At 68.8% G+C, this 23,970-nt stretch carries 25 protein-coding genes; 14 read left to right on the top strand and 11 right to left on the bottom strand.

What is annotated here, in order from left to right; translation table 11 throughout:
- Positions 1–196 precede the first annotated feature (196 nt).
- Genes N5079_RS05385 through N5079_RS05360 form a run of 6 tightly spaced genes read left to right on the top strand, consistent with a single transcriptional unit; the run spans position 197 to position 7,404 of the window.
- On the top strand, positions 197–2,236 hold the full coding sequence (locus N5079_RS05385; RefSeq protein WP_261582338.1) for an ABC transporter ATP-binding protein: 2,040 nt from the start codon (positions 197–199) through the stop codon (positions 2,234–2,236).
- Entirely contained in the window at positions 2,233–3,072 is an 840-nt protein-coding gene (locus N5079_RS05380; RefSeq protein ID WP_261582337.1) for an ABC transporter permease, read from the top strand. Before N5079_RS05385 ends, N5079_RS05380 begins: the two co-directional genes overlap by 4 nt.
- Entirely contained in the window at positions 3,072–4,067 is a 996-nt protein-coding gene (locus N5079_RS05375; protein WP_261582336.1) for an ABC transporter permease, read from the top strand. The genes N5079_RS05380 and N5079_RS05375 overlap by 1 nt, the downstream gene beginning before the upstream one ends.
- 21 nt (positions 4,068–4,088) lie before the next feature.
- The gene (locus N5079_RS05370) at positions 4,089–5,645 is read left to right on the top strand and encodes an ABC transporter substrate-binding protein (RefSeq protein ID WP_261582335.1); all 1,557 of its coding nucleotides are present in this window, start codon (positions 4,089–4,091) and stop codon (positions 5,643–5,645) included.
- Entirely contained in the window at positions 5,642–6,736 is a 1,095-nt protein-coding gene (locus N5079_RS05365; protein WP_261582333.1) for a histone deacetylase family protein, read from the top strand. The genes N5079_RS05370 and N5079_RS05365 overlap by 4 nt, the downstream gene beginning before the upstream one ends.
- Positions 6,733–7,404: a TetR/AcrR family transcriptional regulator gene (locus N5079_RS05360; protein ID WP_261582331.1), complete on the top strand. Its 672-nt coding sequence runs from the start codon at positions 6,733–6,735 to the stop codon at positions 7,402–7,404. Before N5079_RS05365 ends, N5079_RS05360 begins: the two co-directional genes overlap by 4 nt.
- Before the next feature lie 34 nt (positions 7,405–7,438).
- Here the strand turns inward: N5079_RS05360 and N5079_RS05355 are convergent, their stop codons facing one another.
- From N5079_RS05355 to N5079_RS05345, 3 genes are all read right to left on the bottom strand, one after another.
- Positions 7,439–8,203, bottom strand: coding sequence for a fibronectin type III domain-containing protein (locus N5079_RS05355; RefSeq protein WP_261582330.1), 765 nt, complete (start codon positions 8,201–8,203; stop codon positions 7,439–7,441).
- A 111-nt stretch (positions 8,204–8,314) separates the two neighbouring features.
- Entirely contained in the window at positions 8,315–8,923 is a 609-nt protein-coding gene (locus tag N5079_RS05350) for a hypothetical protein (RefSeq protein ID WP_261582329.1), read from the bottom strand.
- A gap of 554 nt (positions 8,924–9,477) precedes the next feature.
- Complete coding sequence (locus tag N5079_RS05345; RefSeq protein WP_261582328.1) at positions 9,478–9,639, bottom strand: hypothetical protein; 162 nt, start codon at positions 9,637–9,639, stop codon at positions 9,478–9,480.
- A gap of 300 nt (positions 9,640–9,939) precedes the next feature.
- Here N5079_RS05345 and N5079_RS05340 point away from each other — a divergent pair, with 300 nt between their 5' ends.
- The 4 genes from N5079_RS05340 to N5079_RS05325 all read left to right on the top strand — a co-directional run bounded on the left by N5079_RS05340 (position 9,940) and on the right by N5079_RS05325 (position 12,670).
- Positions 9,940–10,170, top strand: coding sequence for an alpha/beta fold hydrolase (locus N5079_RS05340; RefSeq protein ID WP_261582327.1), 231 nt, complete (start codon positions 9,940–9,942; stop codon positions 10,168–10,170).
- Entirely contained in the window at positions 10,167–10,478 is a 312-nt protein-coding gene (locus N5079_RS05335) for a hypothetical protein (protein WP_261582325.1), read from the top strand. Before N5079_RS05340 ends, N5079_RS05335 begins: the two co-directional genes overlap by 4 nt.
- Positions 10,479–10,481: 3 nt before the next feature.
- Complete coding sequence (locus tag N5079_RS05330; protein WP_261582323.1) at positions 10,482–11,099, top strand: hypothetical protein; 618 nt, start codon at positions 10,482–10,484, stop codon at positions 11,097–11,099.
- A 206-nt stretch (positions 11,100–11,305) separates the two neighbouring features.
- Entirely contained in the window at positions 11,306–12,670 is a 1,365-nt protein-coding gene (locus N5079_RS05325) for a PhoX family protein (RefSeq protein ID WP_261582322.1), read from the top strand.
- 172 nt (positions 12,671–12,842) lie between these two features.
- Here the strand turns inward: N5079_RS05325 and N5079_RS05320 are convergent, their stop codons facing one another.
- Positions 12,843–13,526 (bottom strand): hypothetical protein, encoded by a 684-nt coding sequence (locus tag N5079_RS05320; protein ID WP_261582321.1) that lies wholly within the window; start codon positions 13,524–13,526, stop codon positions 12,843–12,845.
- A 452-nt stretch (positions 13,527–13,978) separates the two neighbouring features.
- On the bottom strand, positions 13,979–15,271 hold the full coding sequence (locus N5079_RS05315) for a sensor histidine kinase (RefSeq protein WP_261582320.1): 1,293 nt from the start codon (positions 15,269–15,271) through the stop codon (positions 13,979–13,981).
- Between the two features lie 272 nt (positions 15,272–15,543).
- Here N5079_RS05315 and N5079_RS05310 point away from each other — a divergent pair, with 272 nt between their 5' ends.
- Positions 15,544–15,780, top strand: a complete 237-nt coding sequence (locus N5079_RS05310) for a hypothetical protein (protein ID WP_261582318.1) — start codon at positions 15,544–15,546, stop codon at positions 15,778–15,780.
- 208 nt (positions 15,781–15,988) lie between these two features.
- Here the strand turns inward: N5079_RS05310 and N5079_RS05305 are convergent, their stop codons facing one another.
- Positions 15,989–16,315, bottom strand: coding sequence for an isoamylase early set domain-containing protein (locus tag N5079_RS05305; protein WP_261582316.1), 327 nt, complete (start codon positions 16,313–16,315; stop codon positions 15,989–15,991).
- 261 nt (positions 16,316–16,576) lie between these two features.
- On the opposite strand from N5079_RS05305, the gene N5079_RS05300 reads away from it, so the two are divergent.
- Complete coding sequence (locus N5079_RS05300; protein WP_261582315.1) at positions 16,577–16,741, top strand: hypothetical protein; 165 nt, start codon at positions 16,577–16,579, stop codon at positions 16,739–16,741.
- Between the two features lie 143 nt (positions 16,742–16,884).
- Here the strand turns inward: N5079_RS05300 and N5079_RS05295 are convergent, their stop codons facing one another.
- Positions 16,885–17,505, bottom strand: coding sequence for a LysE family translocator (locus tag N5079_RS05295; RefSeq protein WP_261582313.1), 621 nt, complete (start codon positions 17,503–17,505; stop codon positions 16,885–16,887).
- Positions 17,506–17,544: 39 nt separating this feature from the next.
- Complete coding sequence (locus N5079_RS05290; RefSeq protein WP_261582312.1) at positions 17,545–18,288, bottom strand: metallophosphoesterase; 744 nt, start codon at positions 18,286–18,288, stop codon at positions 17,545–17,547.
- Between the two features lie 125 nt (positions 18,289–18,413).
- Here N5079_RS05290 and N5079_RS05285 point away from each other — a divergent pair, with 125 nt between their 5' ends.
- Positions 18,414–19,061, top strand: a complete 648-nt coding sequence (locus tag N5079_RS05285) for a CGNR zinc finger domain-containing protein (protein WP_261582311.1) — start codon at positions 18,414–18,416, stop codon at positions 19,059–19,061.
- Here the strand turns inward: N5079_RS05285 and N5079_RS05280 are convergent.
- Together N5079_RS05280 and N5079_RS05275 are read right to left on the bottom strand one after the other, a co-directional pair.
- Positions 19,049–19,441, bottom strand: a complete 393-nt coding sequence (locus N5079_RS05280) for a hypothetical protein (RefSeq protein ID WP_261582310.1) — start codon at positions 19,439–19,441, stop codon at positions 19,049–19,051. The genes N5079_RS05285 and N5079_RS05280 overlap by 13 nt on opposite strands.
- 130 nt (positions 19,442–19,571) lie before the next feature.
- On the bottom strand, positions 19,572–21,929 hold the full coding sequence (locus N5079_RS05275) for a PQQ-dependent sugar dehydrogenase (protein WP_261582309.1): 2,358 nt from the start codon (positions 21,927–21,929) through the stop codon (positions 19,572–19,574).
- Between the two features lie 336 nt (positions 21,930–22,265).
- On the opposite strand from N5079_RS05275, the gene N5079_RS05270 reads away from it, so the two are divergent.
- On the top strand, positions 22,266–23,024 hold the full coding sequence (locus N5079_RS05270; RefSeq protein WP_261582308.1) for a hypothetical protein: 759 nt from the start codon (positions 22,266–22,268) through the stop codon (positions 23,022–23,024).
- On the opposite strand, the gene N5079_RS05265 is transcribed toward N5079_RS05270, so the two are convergent.
- Entirely contained in the window at positions 23,000–23,791 is a 792-nt protein-coding gene (locus N5079_RS05265; RefSeq protein WP_261582306.1) for a hypothetical protein, read from the bottom strand. The two genes, N5079_RS05270 and N5079_RS05265, sit on opposite strands and share 25 nt — an antisense overlap.
- Positions 23,792–23,970: the final 179 nt, after the last annotated feature.

Below are 23,970 nucleotides of genomic sequence, written 5' to 3'. Positions count from 1 at the left end.
CAATCGCGCTCCAGACAAGTTGAACGTTCGTCCCACTCGGGGCTCATCTATACCGTCCTCTAGGGCACTCCTGTCAACCTCTTGCGGTCTGACCTAGAGATATGTCACCGTCATTGCCTCGCACCTCATTCGGACGCATCCGAAGAGTTGAACGTTCGACCTAATACGCTGGAGTTGCACCTAGGAGGCGTCCGCATTGCCCCCAGAGGACCGCCGTGACCCCGCACGGTCGCCGTCGACTGGCCCCGATTCCGCGATCCTGTCCGGCCCCGGTTCCGCGATCCTGTCCGGCCCCGACTCCCCGATCCTGTCGGTCCAGGACCTCCACGTGACCTTCCGCCGTCCGAGACGGCCCGACGCGTACGCGCTGCGAGGGGTCGACCTCACGATCGGTCGCGGCGAGATCGCCGGGCTCGTCGGCGAGTCGGGATCCGGCAAGAGCGTGCTCGCCTCCTGCGTGCTCGGCCTGCTGCCCGAGCATCCGGCGCCGGTCGTCACCGGCCGGGTTCTCGTCAAGGGCGTCGACATGCTCACCAGCCCCGAGACGCGCCGCCGGGCCGTGCGCAGGCTGGATCTCGGATCTGTCTTCCAGGACCCGATGAGCTCGCTCGATCCGACCATGCGCGTCGGCAGGCAGGTCGTCGAGGCCGCCGGGTCGGCCGAGGAAGCGGTGCGGCTGCTCACCGCGGCCGGCATCCCGGACGCGGAAAGCCGGATGCGCGTATACCCGCACGAGCTGTCCGGGGGGCTCAGGCAGCGCGTCATGATCGCGATGGCGGTGGCCGGCAATCCAGCGCTGATCGTCGCCGACGAGCCCACCACGGCGCTCGACGTGACCGTGCAGGCCCAGATCCTGCGGCTCCTGCGGCGGCTCCGCGACGACTTCGGCTGCTCCGTCCTGCTGATCACCCATGACCTCGGCGTCGCGTCGCAGGTGTGCGACCGCCTGGTCGTCCTGTACGGAGGCCGGCTCGCGGAGACCGGCCCGACCACGCCGATGCTGTCCGAGCCGCGCCACCCCTACACCGCCAGCCTGCTCAGAAGCCGGATCAGCCTCACCTCCGACGTGGCACGGCCGCTGCCGACCATGCCGGGAGAGCCGCCCCGGCCGACCCGCCCGCTGCCCGGGTGCGCATTCGCTCCCCGCTGCGATCTGCGGACGGACGACTGTGAGAAGGCGCCGCCCGAGCCGCGGCCGGTTCCCGGCGAGCCCGGCCGCCTCAGCGCGTGCCTGCGTCTCGACGAGCTGGCCGAGCGCCCCGCCGAGCCCGGCTCGGCGTCGTGGCCGCCCAACGCGGTGTCGGGACGAGGTCCGCTGCTGACTCTCAGAAACGTCCACCAGCGTTTCCGGGTCCGCGGGCAGGGCCGTCACGTGCGCCTCTCGGCCCTCAGCGGAGTGGATCTCACGGTGGAGGCGGGAGAGAGCGTCGCCATCGTCGGGGAGAGCGGCTCCGGCAAGTCGACACTACTTCGCGCGGTCGCCGGGCTCACCCCGGTCAGCTCCGGAGCGATCGAACTCGGCGGTGACGCGCGACCGCAGATCGTGTTCCAGGACGCGGGCGCGTCACTGACCCCGTGGCTGTCCGTCGCGACGCTGCTCGGCGAGCGGCTCTCCCGGCTGCGCCTCTCGAAGGCGGAGACACGACGGCACATCGCTCGGACATTGACGCTGGTCGGGCTGGGTGACGACGTGCTGCACGCCAAGCCGGGCGCTCTGTCCGGCGGCCAACGGCAGCGGGTGGCGATGGCGCGGGCCATCATCGATCCCCCGGAGCTCCTGCTGTGCGACGAGCCGACCAGCGCGCTGGACGCGTCCCGCGCGGCCGGGGTGCTCAACCAGATCGGTGAGCTGCGCCGCGAGCTGGGCATGACCGTCCTCTTCGTCACCCACGACCTGGGCGCGGCCCGTGTCGTCGCCGACCGGATCGCGGTCATGTACCTCGGTCGCGTCGTCGAGATCGGACCTGCGGATGCCGTCGTGGGATCACCCGCGCACCCCTACACCCAGGCCCTGGTCTCGGCGATTCCCGAACCGGGGCGGGCCATCGCGGCGCCGGCGGGGGAGGCGCCGGACCCGCTGCGGCCTCCCAGCGGCTGCCGCTTCCGCACCCGCTGCCCGGCCGCCCGCGCCGAGTGCGCGTCGCGCGCGCCCGCGCCGGTCCGGCTCGACGCGGGCCACCTGGTCGACTGCCTCCTGTACGAGGAGCGCACCACCGCCGGGTCGGCCGCGTCATGACCGCCATCCTCACCTCCACGCGCGCATCCGGCCGGCTCGCGGGCGGCCTGTCCAGGCTGAACGGCGGGCTCGTCGCCGTGGCGGTCATCACGCTCCTGGCCGTGCTCGGTCCCCTAGTCGCGCCGCACACCGCGACCGAGGCGGCGGGGGTCCCGTTCACCCCGCCGGGCGCTTCGGCGCTGTTCGGCACCGACGACGTGGGCCACGACGTCTTCTCCCGCGTGCTGTACGGCTTGCGCCTGAGCTGGCTGTCGGCTCTCGCCGTGGTCGGCGTCGGCATGCTGATCGGCCTGGTCGCCGGCGTGCTCGCGGGCCTCGGGCCGCGCTGGCTCGACGAACTGCTGATGCGGATCACCGACGGGTTCCTGGCGATGCCCGGCGCCCTCGTCGCTATCGCCGTGGTCGCCGCGATCGGGCCGTCGCTGGAACACACGCTCATCGGCGTCAGCGTCGTGTGGTGGCCCTACTACGCGAGGATCGTCCGCGGCGAGGTGCGCGCCATCCGTTCGCGGCCGCATGTCGAGGCCGCGCGGCTCAGCGGGATCGGACGGCTCAGGGTCGCCACGCACCATGTCCTGCCGGGCACATGGTCCTCGCTCGTGGTCGCCGCGAGCCTGGACCTCGGATACGTGGTGCTCACGCTCGCGGGCCTGTCCTTCCTCGGGCTCGGAGCGCCGCCGCCCGCGCCGGAGCTGGGCGCCATGGCGACCCAGGGCCTGTCCTCGATCCTCACGGCATGGTGGATCCCCGTCTTTCCGGGAATCGGCGTGGCCGTCCTCACCTTCGCGGCCAACCTGTCCGGTGACCGGCTGCAAGCCCAGTCAGGGAGGATCTGATGCTCGCACTGGCCGGTCGCAGGCTCGCCGGGGCGGTCGCCATCTGCCTCGGCCTGACGGTCGTTCTCTTCGTCCTGCAGCATCTGTCGGCGACCGATCCCGTGCGCGTGCTGGTCGGCCCGTCGGCCTCCACGGCGCAGGTCGACGCCGTGCGCCACCAGTTGGGCTACGACCTCCCGCTGTACGCGCAGTGGTGGCACTACGTGACGGGCGCCGCCACGGGGGACCTCCAGACCTCGCTGCGCACCCACAGACCGGTGGCGACCGACATCGCGCAGTTCCTTCCCGCGAGCATCGAACTGGCCCTGTTCTCCTGCCTGATCGCCGCCGTCCTGGCCCTCGTGCTCGGGATCGGTACGGCCGGCCGCTGGCGTGGCGCGGCCCCGCTGAACACCGTGCTCCTGGCGATCGCCTCCGCGCCCGCCTTCCTGCTGACGCTGCTGGGCATCATGGTGTTCTACCGGAACCTGGGCTGGCTGCCCCCCACCGGGCGCACGTCGATCGCCGATCCTCCCGGCGGTCCTACGGGACTGCTGACCGTCGACGGGTTGCTCACCGGCCGCCCCGACGTCACGCTCGACGCCCTCCGCCATCTGGTCATGCCCGCGGTCTGCGTGGCACTGCTGCCCGCGATCGCGGTCGGCCGTACGCTGCGCTCCAGCCTCACCACGGCACTGGAGTCCGACCACATCCGCACCGCGAAGGCCAAGGGCCTCTCGCGACGGGCGATCCTGCTGCACCACGGGCTGCGCAACTCGGCGACCACCCCGCTGTCGATGGCGGGGCTCCAGCTCGGCAGCGTCTTCGCGAGCCTCGTGGTCGTCGAGACCGTCTTCGCCTGGCCGGGGCTCGGGCTGTACATCTCCCAGAGCATCCCCACCTCCGACTTCCCCGCCATCGCGGGCACCACCCTGCTGCTCGCCGTCGCGTACGTCGCGGTGAACACCGCCGTCGACATCACCCAAGCCGTCCTCGACCCACGACTCGCCCGCTAATCACCATCAAAGGTCACGACCATGCGCACGGTCACCTCGGCACTCGTCCTCACGCTCACTCTCGGCGCCGGCCTGACGGCCTGCTCCGGGAACAGCCCCTCGGCCCCATCGACCTCCACTCCCACCACGCTGCGCTTGGCGCTGAGCGCCGACCCGGCGCCACTCGATCCGGACACCTACTACGAGGCCGAGGGCCTGCAGATCACCACTGCGGCCTACCAGGGCCTGCTGACGTACAAGCCGGACTCGGCGGAGATCACCGGCCTGCTCGCCAAGAGCTGGAAGGTGTCCTCCGACGGGAAGACCTACACCTTCGCCCTGCGGACGGACGTCAAGTTCAGCGACGGCACGGCCTTCGACGCCGCCGCGATGAAGGCGAGCTTCGAGCGGCGCGTCGCGCTCGCCGGTGGTCCCGCCTACACGCTGGCCGAGGTCGAGTCCACGGACGCTCCCGATCCCGCGACCTTCGTCGTCCGTCTCAAGAGGCCGGTGGCGCCGTTCCTGGACTACCTGGCCTCGCCGTACGGGCCGGTCGCGGTCAGCCCGGCGGCGGTGAAGGCCCACGCCGCAGGGGACGACCACGGAGCGGGATGGCTCGGCGCGCACACGGCGGGCACGGGTCCGTACCAGCTCTCCAGTGTCGTCAAGACCACGCGCTACGTGCTCACCGCCAACGCTCACTACTGGGGCGGCAAGCCGCGTTTCGCCGAGGTCGACTTCGCCGTCGTCCCGGACTTTTCCACGCAGTCCATCGAGCTCCAGGGCGGCCAGCTCGACATGGTGCTGCACGGTCTGAACACCCGGGACTACGCGGCGATCAAGCAGAACCCCGGCTTCCAGGTGCAGAATTTTCCCACCTTGTTCAAGACGCAGATCTGGGTGAATCCGGACTCGGCCGTGTTCGGCCCGCACGCCGCCCGGCAGGCGCTCCGGGACTCGCTCGACACGGTGGCGCTGACGAAACAGATCTACGGGGACAGGGCGACCGCCTCCACCGAGGTCTACCCGGAAGGCATGCTGCCGAAGGGCGCGGCTTCCGACATGTGGCAGGCCAACCCTCAGGCGCTGGCCGCCTTGTCCGGAAATAAAGACAAAAGCATCACGATCGGCTACTACGGCGACAACTCGCTGCAGCAACTCGCGAACACGCTCCAGATCCAGATGCAGCAGGCCGGCCTGACCGCGACCGTCCGCCCGTACGGCCCGGCCCAGGTGTTCGCGCTTCCGGCCGAGCCGAAGCAGCGTCCCGACATCCTTGTCGCGGCGATGAACCCCGACGCGGCACACGTCGACACGTGGATGTCGATCTACCAGGCGGCGAAGGCTCCGGTCAACTTCCTCGGGTGCTCGGTCCCGGCCGCCGACAAGCTCGCCGACGCCGCTCGGGTGACGGTCGACCGCTCCGAGTCCCAGGAGCTCTACACGAAGGCGGCGCGCGAGTACCAGAACTCACTGTGCTGGATCAACATCGCGGACGTGCGTGACACCATCGCGGCCAAGGCCGGCCTGACCGGCTGGCGCCACCAGATGCCGTGGGTGTTCACCGTCGACCTCGCAACCCTGGAGCCCACCTCATGACGACCCCCGGCACGCAGGTTGTCGCGGCCGCCTCGACCGCGGTCGTGACCTGCCCTTCTCATGTCGGCCACGCGCCCTCCGTCGAGGTGCAGTGCGGCCGGGCGATCCCGGCGTTCGACACCACCGCCCGCGTCGACGCCATCCTCACCGCGCTCGCGGGACGTCCCGAGGTCACGCTGACGGCACCGGGTTCGTACGGCCTGGCGCCCATCCGGCGCGTTCACGAAGCCGGCCTCGTCGAGTTCCTCCGTACGGCATGGGCGTCGGCGGAGCCGCCCCGCGACGGCATCGATCTGGTCTTCGCGGACACCTTCTTCCACGACCGGCTACGCCAGGGGATGGGACCGCTGACTCACGGCGGTGGCGGCGCGCTCGGCCGCTACTGCTTCGACACGATCACCGGCGTCGGGCCGTCCACGTGGGAGGCCGCCGCCGCCTCGGTCGACACCGCGCTGACCGCCGCGGAGCTCACCCTGCGGGGCGCTCCGCTGGCGGTGGGACTGTGCCGCCCACCCGGCCACCATGTCGGTCCCGAGTTGTTCGGCGGAGGGTGCTACCTCAACAACGCCGGAATCGCCGCACAGTGGCTCCGCGACGGGGGCGTGTCCCGCGTGGCCGTCCTCGACCTCGACTTCCACCACGGCAACGGCACGCAGGCGCTGTTCTACGACCGCGCCGACGTGCTGTACGCCAGCCTGCACGGTGACCCGGAGCGTCACTATCCCTACTTCACCGGCTGGCCTGACGAGACCGGCGCCGGTGAAGGCTCGGGGTGCACGGTCAACCTTCCGCTGCCACCCCGCGTGGGAGGGGACGACTATCTCGATCTGCTCGATACGGCCACCGGTCGAATACTGGACGGCGGCTTCGAGGCGGTCGTGGTGTCCCTCGGGTTCGACACCTACGACGGGGACGTCTCAGGGGACGCGGCGCTCACGACGGCGGACTATCGCCGGATCGGACGGCATGTCGCGGGCCTCGGCCTGCCGACGGTAGCGCTGCTGGAGGGAGGATACTCAGTGACCGTCCTGGGCGATAACCTGTGGTCCTGGATCGAGGGTTTCCGGGCGGAACAGGGAGAGCGGCCATGACGTCCCCCGTCAACGACCTGCCTGATGAGCTCGGCACGATGCCGCCCAGCGAGCGGGGGATCACCCGCAAGACCGAGATCCTCGACGCCGCCCTCCGCATCATCGGCCGTGATGGGCTGGGTGGCCTGTCGATGCGGGCGCTCGCCGCCGAGGCGCAGATGCCGCTGGGTGCGATGGGCTACTACTTCCGGGGCAAGCAGGAGTTGATCGCCGAGGCGTTCCACCGGCACACCCAGCGTGAGACGGATCGGGTCGTCAAGACGATCACGGACCTTCGCGAGGGGCTGCCATCGGAGCACCTCGCCGACAGGTTGGCCGACTTCGTCATCGAGGGGTTGGGAGACGCCCGCGAGCAGTTGCTGGCGGAGTACGCCTTCCTCGTCGAATCCAGTCGGAGGCCGGAGCTGGCACGGACCTCGAGCGCCTGGCAGAACTCGCTCCGCACCCAGCTCAGACGGGTCCTCGCCAGCCTGGGCTCGCAGAGCCCCAACACCGACGCGCGCCTGGTCCTCGCCGTGCTCGCCGGTCTTGAGGTGGACAATCTGGCCGAAGTGCTGCAACCGTCCCAGGCCCGCATGGTCCGTGCCGTGCTCCGGCGGCTGTTCCTCGCGCTCGACTGCGTCCGGACCGTGTCGAGCGAGAAACTGACGGTGTCGAGCGAGAACTGAGGAGTGTAACGACGGCTGAGCTGCGGGGGGATCCTCAGCCGTCCGACGACGGATCCGCGCCGGTCGTCTGGTGCGCGACGTTGGACGGCGTCCCGTAGTAGAAGGCCCGGACGCGGAAGGAGGCGTGCTTCTCTTCTGGCAGCGTGATCAGGCCGAAGGAGTTGACGTCCGGGTCGAGGACCGCGGCCACCCGGAAGTCCGGGCTCCCCGCGGCCTTGACCTCGATGAGGTACCCCTCCTCGTCGCTCGCATGATCCGTCCAGGTGAACTTGACGCCGTTGGCGTGCATGATCGTGGCCTTCAGGTCCGTGGGGGCTCCGGCCGCGGTGGTGCCGGTGTTCCGGATCGACTGCGTCGCCACCGGTCCTCCGGGGACCGTCCGGGGGGCCATCCAGCTGTGGTCCTTCTTCTGGATCTTCTTGGTCAGGGCGCCCTTCGGCATGGTCACCTGAAGCGCCTGCGACGCCGGGCCGTAGACCGATCGGAGGCGGTAGTAGAAGGGCGTCTGCGGGATCAGGTCCGGGTGGGTGAACGTCGTCTGCCGGGCCTGCAGGAACTCGATGATCGTCCATTGGCCCTGTGGCTCGGTCGCGAACTCGACGGTACGGCCGACCGCGTCCGGATCGTCCCCCTGCCAGGCCAGGGTGATGTCGACCGGCGAGACGAGCGTGGCCGTGAGCCGGATCGGCGTTGGCGCGGTGACCCTCCCCGCTGACGCGGGGGTCTTCGCCGGCGGCACGGTCTTCTCCGGGGGCGCGGTGGAGCAGCCGACCAGCCCGGCCAGGAGAAGCGACAACATCAGGGATGGAACTTTCGCACTCAATGTCAGCCTCGCGTAGGGGGAGCGACCGCCCCGGCGGGCCGGTGATTCCGGCCGGGACGGTCGCGGAGGGTGGTGCCTCCTGCGAGGCTACTTACGCCAGAACTGGACGTTGCTCCACTGGACCGTGATCGGCCCCTTGCCGCTGGCCGTACGGTAGGCCCCGAACTTGTCGTAGAAGCTGCCGCTGGGGCTGGACCTGCTGTACTTCAGCGACCCGTTGATGAAGACGCGGAGAGTCTTGCCGACAACGTGCACCGTGTTGACGCGAACCGTGGTGCCGACCGTCGCGCCGCTCGCGATCGTGGTGCCCCCCTCCACGGCGTAGAGCCGGCCGCCCTTCTCGACGCCGAGCAGGAAGAACGGGCCCCCGGCGAACGTCTGCTTCAGGCTGATCCGGGTGCCGCCCATGCTCGTGATGCGGAAGTACCCCTCGAACTGGCGCGAGCCGCTCGAGTACGTCTCGTACCGCCGCTCGGCCCGCTGGTCACCGCTGGAGGTGGAGCAGGTGAGCGTGAAGGTGAGGTCGCTGACGTTGCCACACCCTCTCTCCTGGACGGAGAAGGTGGGGGAGTACGACGTCCAGCCGGTGCCGTCGACCGGGTCGGCCGACGCGGGGAGTGCGACCAGCGTGGCGAGGGGCAGCGCCGCCATGAGCGCGCCCGCGCACAATCGCGCCGGCCGGGTGAGAGATCCCATGATTTCTCCTTGCGTGGGGGGTGTAGAAACTTTTAGGAAAGTTTCTTAATGCGGAAGGCAACCACTCGTTACAGGTGAACGTCAAGAGAGTTCGCTTCGGAAGTTGCGGGGACCGGGGCCGGACCCGACGACCCGCGATGGGCCCTTCGGATCGATCCATTGCCTGATGAACTGCGGAGTGTGGGGCGCTGCGGGCCGTACGCTTCGCGCCTGCTCGCGGTGCCGAGCGGCATGCGCCGGACCTCACTGTCCCCAGCCCGGTTCGCGCTGGCGGGATCGTTCCTCCCGGCGGCGCTCGCGGTCAGTGATGGGATGAATCGCGGGGGAGGTCTCTAGCGGCTCTGGCCAGATGACCGTACAAGAGAGATCGTTTACGCGAGCTGAGCGGCGCTGCGGCAACGGCGACGGACGAGCCGCATGTGGCTCTGAACCGGGTCCTAGTACTACATAGCCACTTCGACCCGCGACCTGCTGCGATGCCGTCATTGTCGGCCTGTATGAAAGGCGTTGAGCAGCCATATCGCGAGGGCCGCAAACGATCTAGCGATGTAGTACTAGCCCTTTCGCGCGGCCTTCCGGCCTCTGGGCGTGATGGTGTTCAGTTGCCGGGCGAGCGCCTCCAGCATGGTGACGATCTCATGGATCCGCTGGGCGTCGCCGATGCCGAGCGCCGCGCTCAGGGCGTCGTCGACGGACGTCGTGCGTATGGTTTTCACGCGCTCGGAGGCCTCGGGAGCTTCTCGGATGAGAAGCCGGCGGCGGGTCCCGGGGGTCGGTCGCCGTCACGATGGAACCGGCCTCGCGAAGCCGCGCGACGGCGGCCGAAACGGCGCTCTGCGGCAGGCCCGTCCGGGTGGCGGTTTCGCCGACGGAGGTGTCCGGGTGCTCGCGTATGTCGGCGGCCACGATCAGAACCGTCCGGACACTCGTGGAGTGCGGGCCGATCCCCTCTGTCGGCATGGCGTCCTCGCCTGCTGCTGATCTCCCAGAGCGGTGAGGGCGACGCGGGCCGGAGCGTGGATCTGGTCGATCACCTTGTCGTGGACTACACGGTCGTGACCTACGACCGGCGAGGGCTGTCGCGCAGCAAGGTCCACGATCCGGCGCGAGAGGTGACCATGGAGACGCACGCGGACGACGTCCACCACCTGCTGGCCTGTCTGACCGATGAACCGGCGCTCATGGTCGGTTGCAGCCTCGGCGCCGTCATCGGCCTTCATCTGGCCATCCGGCACCCCGGCCAGTGAGCACGCTCATCGCGCACGAGCCCGTCGCCCCACGGCTGCTGCCCGGCGCCGAACGGATCCACCACGAGCGAGAGCTACGAGAGCTGCAGGCGATCTACCGCCGTGACGGCCTGGCGGCGGTTATAACGCAGGTGGCCAGGGTTCTCGGGATCGACCCCGCCGGCCAGGAGACGGAGCCGGACATCACGCGGCACCCGTTCACGCCCCAGCGGGCACCCGAGGGCATATGCGGAGCGAGTCCGCGAGCTCCTTACAAGGGGATGAGCTCCCGAAGTCGCCTCCTGACCGGGCCGCAGGTCGTACGGTGAAGCATGGGCTCCGCTCACAGTCACGGCCACGGTCACCGCGGGACCGGGGGTGAGGAGCCGTCCGTCGCCGCCTACGTGGGGGAGCGCGCCATCCTGGTCGAGGACGTCGAGGCGCGCGTGGACGCGCTGCGGCGAGGGCCGCTGGCGGGAAGGTTGCCGCAGCCGGGGACCGCTGATGGGCGGAACCTGCGGCGCTGGGTCGTGCAGGTGATGACCCACGAGGCGGTGATAGAGATGGAGGCCGCCGCCCTGGGGCTGTCCGCGGACCCGGAGGACGGGGGAAAGCAGTCGCTCACGTTGCCCGTGGCGCTGCGGATGGGCGGAGTGGCGGCCGCCGTGCTCGCGTCGATGCCGCTGGCCCGCGCTCTGCGACGCCGCATCGGGCAGGACGTCGCCGTCCCGGCGGAGGAGTGCCGCGCCTATCACGAGCGCAACCGCGACCGCTATGCCGAGCCGTACTACCAGGTCAGTAATGTGATCGAGGCCGAGTTGCGCGAGGCGGCGGTGGATCGCGAGTTCACCGCGTGGCTGGGCCGCCGGCACGCCGCTCTGGTCCGGCTGATGCCGGGCTTGGAGCACCCCGCCGACCCCCGTCATCCCGACGCGACCCATCGGCATTAGCCGCCCTCACGCGGTCGGTCGATGGGGCCCTGGCGCTGAGTTGGATCGTTTGCCGGGCGTTCACCGATGTGATCGCATCAGGAGAAGAGCCGTTCACGCCGGGCGGATTGGGTCCAGTCATACCTTCAGATATGTAGCGAAAAGGTACTCCTGTGACTTCCTCCATTTCTCGCCGCGACCTACTCCGTTCCGGGGCGGCGGGCGGCTTGGGTATCGCCATCATTGGCAGCATCGACGCGATCGCCGGCCCTGCCGCGGCTCAGGCCGCTCAGGCCGGGCTGAAGCCGGTGGGCTACGGCCCTCTTGTCACCGATCCGGCCGGCCTGCTCGCCCTTCCCAAGGGCTTCTCCTACAAGATCGTCGCCCAGGCGGGGAAGACGCTGCTTGAGACGGGAGAGCCGACTCCGAGCGACGCCGACGGCACCGGCTTCTTCCCGAGCCGCGACGGCGGCGTCCTGGTCAACAACCACGAGATCGGCGGCGGCGAGCCCTTTGGCGTGCCCACCCTGCCGGGCCTGACGTACGACCCGGGCGCGCACGGCGGGACCACGAACATCGAGGTCGACAAGCACGGCAACCGCGTCCGTGAGTACGTCAGCGTGGCGGGGACCCACAACAACTGCGCGGGCGGCATCACGCCCTGGGGCACGTGGCTGACCTGCGAGGAGACCGAGCAGCGGGCCGGCGGCGCCTTCCAGAAGGACCACGGGTACGTCTTCGAGGTGGACCCGTTCGACCGCAAGGCCAACATCGACCCGGTCCCGCTGAAGTTCCTCGGCCGGTTCTCGCACGAGGCCGTCGCGGTTGACCCGCACACATCCGCCATCTACGAGACCGAGGACGCGAACGCCCCGCACGGCCTGTACTTCCGCTGGACCCCGCCGGAGAACTTCCGGGCCGGCAAGGGGGCGCTGCGCGCGCTCGCGCTCAGCCAGGGCGGCGACACCGCGGGCACCCTGCAGGCCATGAGCTGCTCCAAGGGCACCCGGCACATCGCCGACCTGTCGGAGGCCACCCAGCCGGGCACCAAGTACAAGGTCACGTGGGTCGACGTGCCGGACCGCGGCGCGGCGACCGTCTCCGTGCGCAAACAGCTCACCAACGATCAGGTGACCCGGGCTCGCAAGCTGGAGGGCGCCTGGTGGGCCGACGGCGGCGCCTACTTCGTGTCGAGCTACGCCCGCACGAGCGACGGCAGCGTCAATGAGCACGACGGCCAGGTGTGGTTCTACGACCCGGAGTCGGAGACCATCACCCTGAAGACCATTTTCGGCGTCAACCCGGACCCCGAGCAGGACACCAACTACGACGGGCCGGACAACATCACGGTCTCACCGTACGGCGGGATCATCCTGGCCGAGGACGGCGAGGGCCTGTCCCACCTGGTCGGCGTCACAAAGCACGGCACGGCCTACCCGATGGCCCGCAACGAGCTCAACGACAGCGAGTTCACCGGGCCGACCTTCAACGGGGACGGCAAGATCCTGTTCGCCAACATCCAGACGCCGGGCTACGTGCTCGCGATCACGGGTCCCTGGGGCCGGCCGGGCGACGGCCACGGCGGTCACTAATGGGGACCGCGTCTGACAGCCGCGTCTGAGAAGCGCGTGGCCACGCCGTCCTGCGCCGTTCAACGGGGCAGGACGGCGTGGCCGTCCGCGTCATTCAGGATCACGAGCCTCGCCGGGCGCATCGGGCGTCTGGTCCGCTGGTCCGCGACACCCGCCCGGCATCAGCGGCCTTTCATTTCCGCAGGCGAGCCTGGACGGTGGCCTTCTCCTCCTTCAGGATCGTGTCCGCCTCCTGTGCCAGCTCCCTCCGGAACAACGCCCTGTCCCGCAGGGTCAGGTGGTAATCCGTCCATGACGGCAACCTCTCGGCGACCTCGCGGGCATGGGCGGGAATCAGGTTGTCGTACAGGTTGGTGTCGTAGTCGTCTCCCGGCTGGGCCGCGTACTCGCTGTGATAGAGGGTGACCAGCTTGTAGTACAGATCGATGTAAACTTCTCTCCGTATTGGGCCGAATATGACGGTCTGGCCGATTTCGGCGGCGCTGTCGAACGAGCTGTAGACGGTGATTTTGAGGTCATCGCGGAGCTCGTACGGGTACGGATGCGGCTGCCCCGGATCCCATTTGCGCTGGCGCTGCAGGTTCTCCATTTGCTCGATCCCGGTCCGGCAGCCGGAGGCGACCCGCTTGTGGCTCCAGTAGACGTCGGGGCAGGCGGGACGCTCGGTGTAGACCCAGTCGACGACGTACTGGGCGGGATAGACCTCCTCTGAGATGAGCTGCTTGAGAAAGCCGTCGATGAACTGCTGCTCCGAGTGGCTGGCGTTGATCCGGACCTGGTGCTCGACGTACACGCCCACCGTCGTGTAGACGCCGATTCCCGTGCTGGCGAGCGTTCGCGTGGGATTCGGCGCCACCGGCACGACACCTGGCCGAGGGATGAAATGAAATGTCGCGATATTGCGCTGCTTGGCGACATCGTTCCGAGTCCGCCACTCCAAGGCGTCATGCGAATAGCCGTCGGACCCGTACTGTTCCGCCGAAAGCGCAACCTCGTAAACCACCGAAACTCCCTCCCGCCCCGCCGATCGGCTCTGGACGCTATCGCCAAAACACACCGGTCGGAGGGAACCGTCAACCTCTTCAGGTCGAATTCCGTGGTTCCGTTACGTTCAGAGAATCTCCAGAACGACCTTTCCGCAGGTTCGTCCCTTTGCGAGGACGGTCCGGCTTCGGCGGCGCGCCCCAGCGGATAGGTCGCGCCGACCCTGACGGTGAGCTTGCCCGCGTCCGCCAGCTCCCACCGGGGCGATCAAGAGCGCCGTTGCGAGGCATCCTGACCGGGTGAAGGGCCGGACGCCGCTCAGCCTTACGCGGCGGGGCGGTAGCGGGGGAGGTGCAGGACGAACCGGCCACCGTTCTCGCTGTCCTCGATGGTCAGCGTGCCGCCGTGCACCTCGGCGATCTTCCGGGCGATCGCCAGCCCCAGCCCGGATCCCCCGGCGTCGCGGTTGCGGGCGGTGTCCAGCCGGGTGAAGCGGCGGAAGACGATTTCGCGCAGGTCGCCGGCGATGCCGGGACCGTCGTCGATCACCTCCAGCACAGCGGTCGAGGCCTCCTCACGCACGACCAGGGAGATCTCGGAGATGGCGTGCCGTTCGGCGTTGTCGAACAGGTTCATCAGCAACCGGGACATGCGCATCCGGTCACACGTCACGATGACGCCCTTCTGCAGATGTTTCACGATCCTTACCCGATGGGGGCGGCGGTCCACCTCGGCCTCGACTATTTGCGCGAGATCGGCCGGGGCGCAGGGGATGGACTCGCCCGCGTCGAGCCGGGCCAGGTCGAGCAGCTCGCCCATCAGCGCCTGCAGCCGCTCCACTCCCGCCAGGACCGCCTGTCCCGTCGCCGGCCAGTCGGTCTCGTCCGGATACATCAGAGCCCCCTCGACCTGCGCCCGTATGGCGGTGAGGGGGCTGCGGACCTCGTGTGAGGCATCGGACGTGAAGCGCCGTAGCTGCTCGTAGGCCGCTTGCAGTCGGTCCAGGGTGCTGTTCGCCGTGTCGGCCAGCGCCTTGAACTCCTCCTGGTTCTCGGGCACCGGCACCCGGCGGTCCAGATGGTTGGCGGTGATCTCCGACAGCTCGGCGCGGATGGCGTCCACCGGGGCGAGCGTCCTGCCGACCGCGCGGTAGGTGACGGCGCCCATCGTCGCCGTGATCAGCAAGGTCACGAGGACCAAGAAGACCGCCAGTATGGGGTTGGCGTACCAGGGGGCCGCTGGAATCGCGATGTACACAAGCCACGTCCCCTCCTGCTGGACGACCTTGTACGCGGCCACGGTCATGCAGCCCCGTAACCCGGCCGGAGGGCACAGCGTGCGCTTCTCGCGCATCCTGTGAGCGGGTGGGCGGAAACCGGCCATGGCCGGCCTGCCGGACAGCTTCGGGGTCGAGGTGACGACCTGACCGGCCGGGTTCAGGACCTGGATCTCCTCGTCCCCGCTCCTGGCCAGCGGGTGAGGGAAGTTCCGGCCTCTGATGTGGTTCAGCATCCGGTCGGTGGCCTCGGTGATCTGCTCCCGGCCCGAGGTGACGTCCATCGCGCGGACGGTGACCACGACGAGCGCACTGACGCCGATGCCGATCAGTGCGGCCAAGACGGCGGCCGCACATGTGATCCGAACCCGGAGTGATGAGTGATTAGGTCTGCGCACCTGCCCCCCAAGAGGTGAGGTGAGCACCTCTTGAACTCAAAGCATGCGATGACACGGGCAAGCCGAGCCTCATGGCGGGGCAAATATTCGGTGAGAAAGGCGCTTGGGCCGCGCATGTCGTGCTCGGCTACCGCTGACCCTAGGGGCGCTCGCCGGCCCGGCGACTCGTTCTGGGTAACATTCGCTACCTCACGCGAGGTTCGGGGGAGATTCGCATGGAGTTCGTGCAACGAGACGACGTCCGCAGGCTGCTGGATGCCACGGAGCCGGACGCGGCGCTGACCCTTGTCGGAGGCAAGATCGTGGTCGCTGCCGAGAACGAGGCGGAAGGGCTTGTGATCGTGAGCCGTCAAGACCTGGAGGAGCGGCTCGCGGGAGAGGACCTGAGCGATCACGACCTGGACCGGCTCGCCGACGCGCTGGACACCGTGGCCCGCGACCTCGGCGCCTGAAAGCCTGAAAGGCGGAGGGGCGCCATTCCGGCGGCTCTGACACCGAGGCCCGAACGGGATCTCCATGACGGAGACACGCCGTTCGGCGCTCATGGTGTGCGAGCCGGCGGTCCAGCGCCCGCTCGTCCGTCCGGCTGCGAAGCCTTCTCGAAAGTCTTCCCCGGCTCCTGGGTGAAACCCTCGCGGGGAAGTCGTCAGGCCGGCGGCGTCAGGCGCTCACGGCGAGGGGCTCTTCATCCGCCTCAGCGCTCTGGGCGACCGGTTTGATGTGGCCGCCGTGCTCGTCGTGGTAGTCGGCGTCGACGTCGTCGAACCACACGCCGCCGTCGGCGAGGTAGCGGAAGCAGATGGGCCGGTCGGCGGGAACGGTCACAGTCAACTCGTAGGTGTCCTTCTTCACCTGCATGGGGTGGGCGTAGGGATCCCAGTCGTTGAAGTCACCCACCACGGACAGCCCGCCCGGGGCCTGGTCGACCGGAACGCTGAAGGTCAGCTTCGCCTGGCCGTTCTGTGCCGGCTTACCTTGTTTGATCACGACGCCTCCTGGGATCGCTGGCGTGGCGGCTGAGCGCGAGCAGGGCGACGCGGGACGCGAGCGTCAGGCCACGCGGGACGGCAACCGATATACGGCTGTCCTTATCGGACGGCCGCGTCCAGCACCTACCCCTCGCCGGATGACGAAAATCTCCGCCTCGCCGAACCATGCCGGTGATCTACCGAATACGTCCGGTGATCCGGATCAACGTCCAGGGATTCACCCCGCGCTTTGCCCGTCGGCGTACGGAGATCAGCCGCCGTGACGGTGAAGGTGGGCGAGGCGATCCTGGAGCTTCTCGTGGCGGAACTGGTAGACCGGGCCCGCCTGGCGGAGCAGGCCGACCCGGTGGGCGTTTGGACCCCGAGGGCGACGCTGGCGAGTTGCGCCCAGTCGGTCGCCTTCCGACCCGCCCTTCCCGCGTGATCATGCGCATGTTCCCGCACGCACCGTCTTACCTGGTGCTTTGTTCGGCGTGATCATGCACGTGTTCCACCGCCACCGACGCGCTCGCCGCGACCTGAGCCTGTCCGAGTCGGAGCGGCCTGTCCGCCCGTCGTGATGTGCGATCACCTCATGGCGGCCCGGAGTCCGAGAGCGATCAGCACTGTGCCGGTGATCCTGCTGAGGACCGCCTTGAAGCTCGGGGACCTCATGGCGTGCGCCGCTCGCGCGATCACCGCGGTCCACAGCAGCAGCCACAGAGTGATCAGCAGCGCGTGTCCGGTGGCCAGGATCAGGATCTGGATGAACACCGGGTCGTGGAGGTCGAGGAACTGGGGAATCAGGGTGAGGTAGATCGAGGCCGCCTTGGGGTTCAGAACGTTGCCCAGCAGGGCCTGGACGTACGTGGAGTGGCCGGCCCAAGGTAGGGACGTGAGCGCCTGCCTGGCCGCCGGCCGCACTGTCGCCGAGCGCCAGGTCCAGATGCCCAGGGCGACGAGGTAGACCGCTCCGGCGAGCCTGACCGCGGCGAAGGCCTGGCTGGAGTGCATGACCAGCCCGGACAGACCGAGCGCCGCAAGCGTCATGTGGACGTACAGACCCGTGGCGGTGCCCAGGATCACCAGCAGGCCCTGGCGGGGCCCGCCGTCGCTGACCCGCTGAGTGAGCAGGGTCAGGCTCGCTCCGGGCGTCGCGACCATGGGGAAGACGGCCGCCAGGAAACCGGCGATGGCGGCGAAGTGCATCGGGTGTCTCCCAACACGGCGGAGCCGTCGGCCGGCAGGTCACAGAACTGCGCGGTAGTGGGTGGTGATCCGTCGCTCCTCGTCGAGCACGTGGAAGGCGATGACCGGTGGGTGGGACTTGTCCATGAACTGCTCGCCCTCCCAGGGCAGTCGCAGGGTCCAGACAACGCCCGGCGCGACGAGCAAAGGCCGTCCGGCGAAGGACGAGGCGGCGGCCGTGTGGGCGTGCCCGGTCAGAACGCCGACCACCTCGGGGTGCCCGGCAAGGAGGCCGGCGAGTTCATCGGCTTGCGTCAGCCGGCTGGAGTCCGGCAGCGGATGGTGGAGAACGACCGGTGGCTGATGGAACGCGATGAGGACGGGCACGTCGCCACCCAGGTCGCCCAGAGTGGCGGCCAGCCAGCCGAGCGTCTCTCCGTCGAGGAGTCCCTCGTCACGTCCGGGGATGGTCGAGTCGCACATCAGAATCGCGGTCCCCTGGATGTGGTGCACCTTGTTGATCGGGCCGTCGGAGGCGGCCTCGCCCAGCAGCGCCTTGCGGTAGGGGCCTCGGACGTCGTGGTTACCGGGACAGGTCAGCACGGGAAACGGCGCGTCGAGGATCCGCGCGGCCTCTTCGTATTCGGCCGGATCGCCGTGGTCGGCGATGTCCCCCGTGACGAGGACCGCGTCGACGGGCCGGGGCAGAGCCCTGAGGTAGTTCATGACGCGGGTGGCGCGCTCTGTCAAGCGCTCGGTCCCGTCGAGGTGGAGATCACTGATGTGAGCCAGCAGAACCATCATCCGCTCCGTCCTGTTGAAGGCGCCGTCCGCCCAGGCGCGCTGTCTAACGGTAAAATCTCGTTATGCGTTAGACGTTAGAGTATTCCGGGCGTCGCGATCAAGCGCGTACCGGGAAAGGGGTCGCAGTGGATCGGTATCTGGCCCTGGAACTGGCCGTCACCATCCGTCACGACGGTCAGGGAGGCGTCGCCGATGACCTGGAGACCGTCCAGGGGCTGACCGACTGGGTGCGCGACCGGGCCGAACTGCTCGACGCTCGGGATTTCGTGGCGGATGAGGCGTCCAGAGTCGCGGTGGTCGCGATCCGTCAGGGTGTTCGGGCCCTCTTCGCACGGGCGGTGAGCCCCGCCCCGCCCAGCCCGGCGGACGCGCACCGCCTGTTGCCCCTCGACCAGGCACTTACCCGAATCAACGCGGCCGCCGCGCTCCAGCCGGTGACTCCTCTGCTGGATTGGCCTGCCGACACCGCGCCCACGTCGATGCTCTTGCCCACGCCCCCTGACCCCGACGCGGCCGTCCGGCTGACGGCGGCACTCGCCCGTGCCGCCATCGAATTTCTCAGCGGTCCGCAACGCGAGCGCCTGCACGCCTGCACCGCCCCCCGATGCGTGCGCTACTTCATCAAGGAACACGGCAGGCAGGAGTGGTGCAAGCCGTCCTGCGGGAACCGCGCCCGAGCCGCTCGTCACTACCAGCGCCGTAGAGCAGCACTCGAGGAAACGCCACAGACCCGCCTGGACGCAGCGCCCTCGGTGGCCGATCAGTCCCGGTAACGAGTTGCGTGGTTATGCTCGCAGTAGTCCCCGTGTCCATGGTGCGACCTGCCCCTCAGGTTCACCGCCGGGCCAGCCCGCGGGCGCAGAAGGAGATCGGCCTGTGGGCGCCGGGGGGAACAGGAACCGCTCCAGCGTGTGGCGGTGAGGCGGGCGGTCGCGCGCAGCCGCGGTTCGGGCTCGATGGCGACCACACCTGTGACGGCCGGCGGGTATCGGGCGAAGTTGAGGCCGTTGCCCGCGCCGATCTCGATCACCCGCCCGGACAGCCCGGCCAGCAACGCTCGGCGGTGTTCGGCCAGCCCGTGCTGGTCCAGCACCTCACTGACACGGGTGTAGAGCCGGGCGAAGACCGGATGACTGATGCGACTCGTCGGCATGGCGTCCCCCTGTTCATCATCCGTCTGTTCACCAAAGACTCGGGGGCTCGGCCAGGTCGCCGCGGTCTCTCCCCGACCCCCGGCCGATGACGCGGGGGTCAGGGAGAGGACGGACTTTCTCAGACGGCGATCACCAGGGCGCTTTCGTGACCATGAGGTACTGCAGCTTCACCTCGATGGGCGTCACCACCCGGTCGAGGAACATGAGGCTGTCCATCCGGCAGTTGCACGGGTTGCCTTCCCGGGTGTTCTGGGGGAAGCTCCCGCCGATCTTGATACCCCTCGGGTCGGTCGGCGAGGCGTAGTGCGGGCCCTCGCCTCCGATCTCCCACGGGTCGCCCGGGACGACGTAGAACCCGTCGACGGGCTCGCCGTTGCGGTACAGCTTCATGGTGCCCTTGTCGTAGTCGAACGTCGCCGCGAGGAACACCCACTCGTTGAGCGGCAGCAGCTTGTGCCAGTCCTCGTTGGCGGCGAACGTCTGAGAGGCGCCGCCGTCGACGCGCCGGCCCAGCGCCACCAGGCGCATCTCGTCGCCCACCTTGATCAGTTCCAGCAGGGCCCGTACGGCGTGGCCGTCGGAGTCTCCACTGAGGAGGCCGGCGAGCCCGATCGCGCCGTAGGTGGCGCCCGGGGTCGCGCTGCCGGGGTTGGGGCTGGGGTTCTGCCCGGTCATCTTGACCCAACCCATGATGGTCGCGCCCTTGACCCCGTTGAAGGCGTGGAGCGTCGGCACGCCGGTCTCGGAATAGATCCCGGCCTTCCAGTCGTCGTTGCCCCCCTTCACGGTGGGATTGACCTGCTGCGTCTGGAGCGCCGAGTTGCTTCCGGGATAGGCGCCGTCCTTCACGCGCATCGCGGCCCCGCCGTTGACGAGCGTGATGGCCGTGCCGGACGAGCCCTGGTCGAGCTCCACGCCGGTGCTCGCCACGAAGGGGTGCTCGAAGTCGTAGAACGCGACGAGGTTGCGATTGAGGGTGGGCAGCACGTCGGGGGTCGGGGGCACCAGGCGCGTGCCGGTGACCTTCCAGATCTTGCCGTTGGCCTTCGCGAGCAGGTAGAGCTCGCCCGCGAGATCAGTGCCCAGCCGCAGGTCGACTCGGGCGTCACCGGCCAGGTCGCGCATGGTGACCCGCCTGCCGTCGGGACCGAAGATCTTCAGCTCGTAGATCGTGGCCAGCCGCCCGTCCTTGCGGTGCATCTCGCCGGCGTTCGCGTAGAAGACGCGACCGTCCACGAGGTCGGCGAACACGTACTTGCCCTGCAGGCCCGGCAGGCGGTGGCCTCGGTAGACGAAGCCGCCGCTGATCGCGTGGCCGCTGTCGCGCGTGCAGGGCCAGCCCGCCGGCGGGTCGTGGTCGTACGCCGCGACCGGGTAGGTGTAGCCGTTCTTGTCGTCGTCGGGCGGCAGGGGGTACAGGTGGCACCGGTCGCTCTTGTCGAAGACGAACGGGCCTTCCCGCTCGCTCCAGCCGAGGTTGTCGCCGGCCCCGACCTCGTAGACGGCCTCGATGGCGTGCTCGCCGATGTGGCCGAGGAACAGCCGGTTGCCCCCGCGGCTGTCCCAGCTGAAGCGGTGGGGGTCGCGCATGCCGTACGCGTAGATCTCGCCGAGGGCCCCGGCCCTGTTCACGAACGGGTTCGACCGAGGAACGCCGTACTTGCCGTTGGCGCTGTCGTGGCCCTTCGGGTCGATCCGCAGGATCTTGCCGAACGGCACGCTGAGGTCCTGCGGGACGCTGCTCGACACACCGAGTCCGCCGTCCCCGGCCGCCAGGTAGAGCAGGCCGTAGTCCTCGTCGCCGCGCTTGGCCGTCGGGTTGAAGTCGATCTGCTGAATGGCGTGGGTCAGTCCGTTGAACCCGAGTCGCAGCACCTCACGGTGGGTTCCCTTGAAGGTGTTCGCGGACGGGTCCTCCGCTGTCCATTCGGTCACCACGCTGTGGAGGATCGGGTTCGGCTGTGTCCAGTCCGGTGTCTTCGACTGCAGCGCGCCGAACGCCTCGGTGTGGACCGTGTAGAAGATGCCGTTCTTCGCGAATTCCGGGTGGAAGGTCACGAACCCGAAGCCGGAGCCGAGGCCCTTGCCGGAGAAGAAGTCCGGCCCGGTCTCCGCTCGCACGTCGAGGTACGGCTGGGGCGCCCCTCCATCGAGGATGTACATCGTGCCGTTGAGATCGGGGACGAACTTGCGTCCCGACCCGTCAGGGATCTCGCCGAGGTAGTTGATCCGGGCCTGCCGCATCAGCCGCCGGTCGGTCGGCGGCGGGACGGGCTCTGACTTCGGGAAACCGGCGAACTCGGTGAGTGTCAAGCCGAGGTTGGACGGGACGGGGTCCTGGGGGATCGGGTCGGTGACGGGGGCGTCGGCCTGTGTCGTCGTGGGGGTGTCGATTTGTGTGGCTGCGGGGGCGCGGGATTCCCCGGCCGCGTCCGGCGTCCGTGCGAGCGCCTGTGGCGCCGCCAGCACGGCCACCAGGAGAGACACGGCCGGGAGGACTAACCATCTGCGTTTCGGGAGCAACCTTCTGGGCTTCGACAAGGAGAACCCTCCATCCACAGGGGTCGCGACAGCACATGGGAAAGCGCTTTCGTCGAAAGTAAACTGGCGGGCGGGACGTGGCAACAGTCACAGCCGAGATCTGCTGACTGTGCGTGTAAGGTCTCGGCCGGTGCCGAGGCGCGGCGTCTTTACATCGGGGGCGAACGGCACTTGACAGTGCCACGCAGAAATATAGGCTTCGCCGGAAGTGGTCTCGAAAGCGCTTTCCGTCGATGCCGAGGAGACGATCCGATGCGGCCGGCCCGCGTTCTCCACAGATTCGTGTCCCTTTCCCTGGTCGTGGCGGCAGGCATCGTGGCGGTCGCCGGTGAGCGGCCTTACCGGGCGGCCGCCGAGGTCTCGCCGTTGAGCGACGCAGGGCGGGTCGCGGCGTGCCACATCGGGCGAACCCGCGTGAGCGGCGTGACGGCGGCCTCCGACTGGGCGCCCGTGACGCCTTCGAAGTGGCGTTTCCCAGGGTCGGAGGTGGTCCTCGCCGAGGCCGGCACCCCCCAGCCCGGCCCGCGCCGGCCGTACGAGTATGCGATCCTCGCGCGGGGCCCGGAGTTCGGGTCGGTGCAGATCGACGCCGAGGTCAGGCTCGACACCCCGGTGCAGATCACCAATCGCGACGTGATCATCGTGTTCGGGTACCAGTCGCCCACGCAGTTCTACTACGCACACCTTTCAACCGATAACACGATTTATCCACACAACGGGATCTTCGTGGTGGACAACGCCGACCGACTCCGCCTGGACGACCAGTGGAACGGCAAGGTCGGGGCCCCGCCCGCGATCACCGACGCCGAGTTCCACAAGGTCCGGGTCCGGCGGTGCGCCACGACGGGTGAGATCGCGGTCTACGTCGACGGCGCGTCCACGCCGTTGATGACCGCGACGGACAAGCGGTTCGAGGCGGGCCGCGTCGGGTTCGGCTCCTTCGACAACATAGGCCGGATGCGCGGCCTCACCGTCACCGGAACCTGCCACCACGACCGCGGCTCGTCCGACGACGATCAGCCCCCGAGGGATCGGACCTGAACGGCCGGCGGAGCCTTCACCATGCTTGTCCCCCAGTCAGAAAAGGTCATCTCCGCCCGCTCCTTGCCCGTCAGGACGTACCGAACCGGGCGGCCCTGCCCATCAACCCACAGCTCATAGGTGACTGATGGGCCGAATTCCGCGAGGATCTTGTCGCGCAAGCGTGTTTCCGCGTCCCGGTCTCCCTCTCTGACCTTGTCGTACTCCTCCACGTCCTTCTGCATCAATGGCATCGGATCACGGAGGGCAATGTAGGTTGCGAGCTCGAGTCCCTTGGCGGCCTTGGATGTATCGATCCTGATCACGTAGTGAGCGAGATCGCCCTCTATGGCTGTCGCGGTCAATGTTCCGGACGTGGCGAACATCTCATACACGCGATAGACGTCGACCAGGTTGGTGGCCATCATGGCCAGGACGTCCACTGCGAACAGGTGGTACGGCTCGTAGTAATCGGTGACCTTGTCGAACGACTTCCCGGCCTCGACTTCCTCGCCCAGCGGCATCTGGAAGTATGAGGCATCCGTTGTCTTGATGAGGCGGCCGCTGATCTCCTGGCCGAGGTCGGCGGACAGATCCGTCTCCAGTCCATTCGATATCAAGGTGACGTTGCACGCTTCCGAGCGGAACACGCGGGTGACGTTCTTGTGCGAGGCCAGATAGTCACTCGCCAACCTCGCGATATCGGCGACGGACCTGGGTGGTGGCCAGGGAACGACACTTCCCGTAAGCAGGATGCACGCGGCGATGGCCAGAACAAGTCTGCGCATATCCCGACACAGTGCCCGACGCGTGTGCAGGGCGGTGAACATCTCCCGTGCACGTTCCGTGCAGGCGTTCCCAGGTGGCCGGGGCACTTCGCGGACATCCGGCGGGTATTGGAGATCATCGCCGGGAGGATCATCATCGAGGTGAAGGCGTTCACGCCCGCAGCCGGCAGGCTAACGAG

Source organism: Planotetraspora sp. A-T 1434 (assembly GCF_025420585.1).
Taxonomy (GTDB): Bacteria; Actinomycetota; Actinomycetes; order Streptosporangiales; family Streptosporangiaceae; genus JAOEGB01.
Note: the sequence above shows the minus strand (reverse complement) of the source record. Positions and strands in the feature narration are given on the sequence as shown.

Bases quoted from the DNA above. Each gene is read 5' to 3' on its own strand.
- N5079_RS05350 (WP_261582329.1), bottom strand. From the start codon at position 8,923: ATGGGATCTCTCACCCGGCCGGCGCGATTGTGCGCGGGCGCGCTCATG.
- N5079_RS05265 (WP_261582306.1), bottom strand. From the start codon at position 23,791: ATGCGCAGACTTGTTCTGGCCATCGCCGCGTGCATCCTGCTTACGGGA.
- N5079_RS05295 (WP_261582313.1), bottom strand. From the start codon at position 17,505: ATGCACTTCGCCGCCATCGCCGGTTTCCTGGCGGCCGTCTTCCCCATG.
- N5079_RS05375 (WP_261582336.1), top strand. From the start codon at position 3,072: ATGCTCGCACTGGCCGGTCGCAGGCTCGCCGGGGCGGTCGCCATCTGC.
- N5079_RS05380 (WP_261582337.1), top strand. From the start codon at position 2,233: ATGACCGCCATCCTCACCTCCACGCGCGCATCCGGCCGGCTCGCGGGC.
- N5079_RS05290 (WP_261582312.1), bottom strand. From the start codon at position 18,288: ATGATGGTTCTGCTGGCTCACATCAGTGATCTCCACCTCGACGGGACC.
- N5079_RS05355 (WP_261582330.1), bottom strand. From the start codon at position 8,203: ATGTTGTCGCTTCTCCTGGCCGGGCTGGTCGGCTGCTCCACCGCGCCC.
- N5079_RS05360 (WP_261582331.1), top strand. From the start codon at position 6,733: ATGACGTCCCCCGTCAACGACCTGCCTGATGAGCTCGGCACGATGCCG.
- N5079_RS05370 (WP_261582335.1), top strand. From the start codon at position 4,089: ATGCGCACGGTCACCTCGGCACTCGTCCTCACGCTCACTCTCGGCGCC.
- N5079_RS05330 (WP_261582323.1), top strand. From the start codon at position 10,482: ATGGGCTCCGCTCACAGTCACGGCCACGGTCACCGCGGGACCGGGGGT.
- N5079_RS05365 (WP_261582333.1), top strand. From the start codon at position 5,642: ATGACGACCCCCGGCACGCAGGTTGTCGCGGCCGCCTCGACCGCGGTC.
- N5079_RS05280 (WP_261582310.1), bottom strand. From the start codon at position 19,441: ATGCCGACGAGTCGCATCAGTCATCCGGTCTTCGCCCGGCTCTACACC.
- N5079_RS05310 (WP_261582318.1), top strand. From the start codon at position 15,544: ATGGAGTTCGTGCAACGAGACGACGTCCGCAGGCTGCTGGATGCCACG.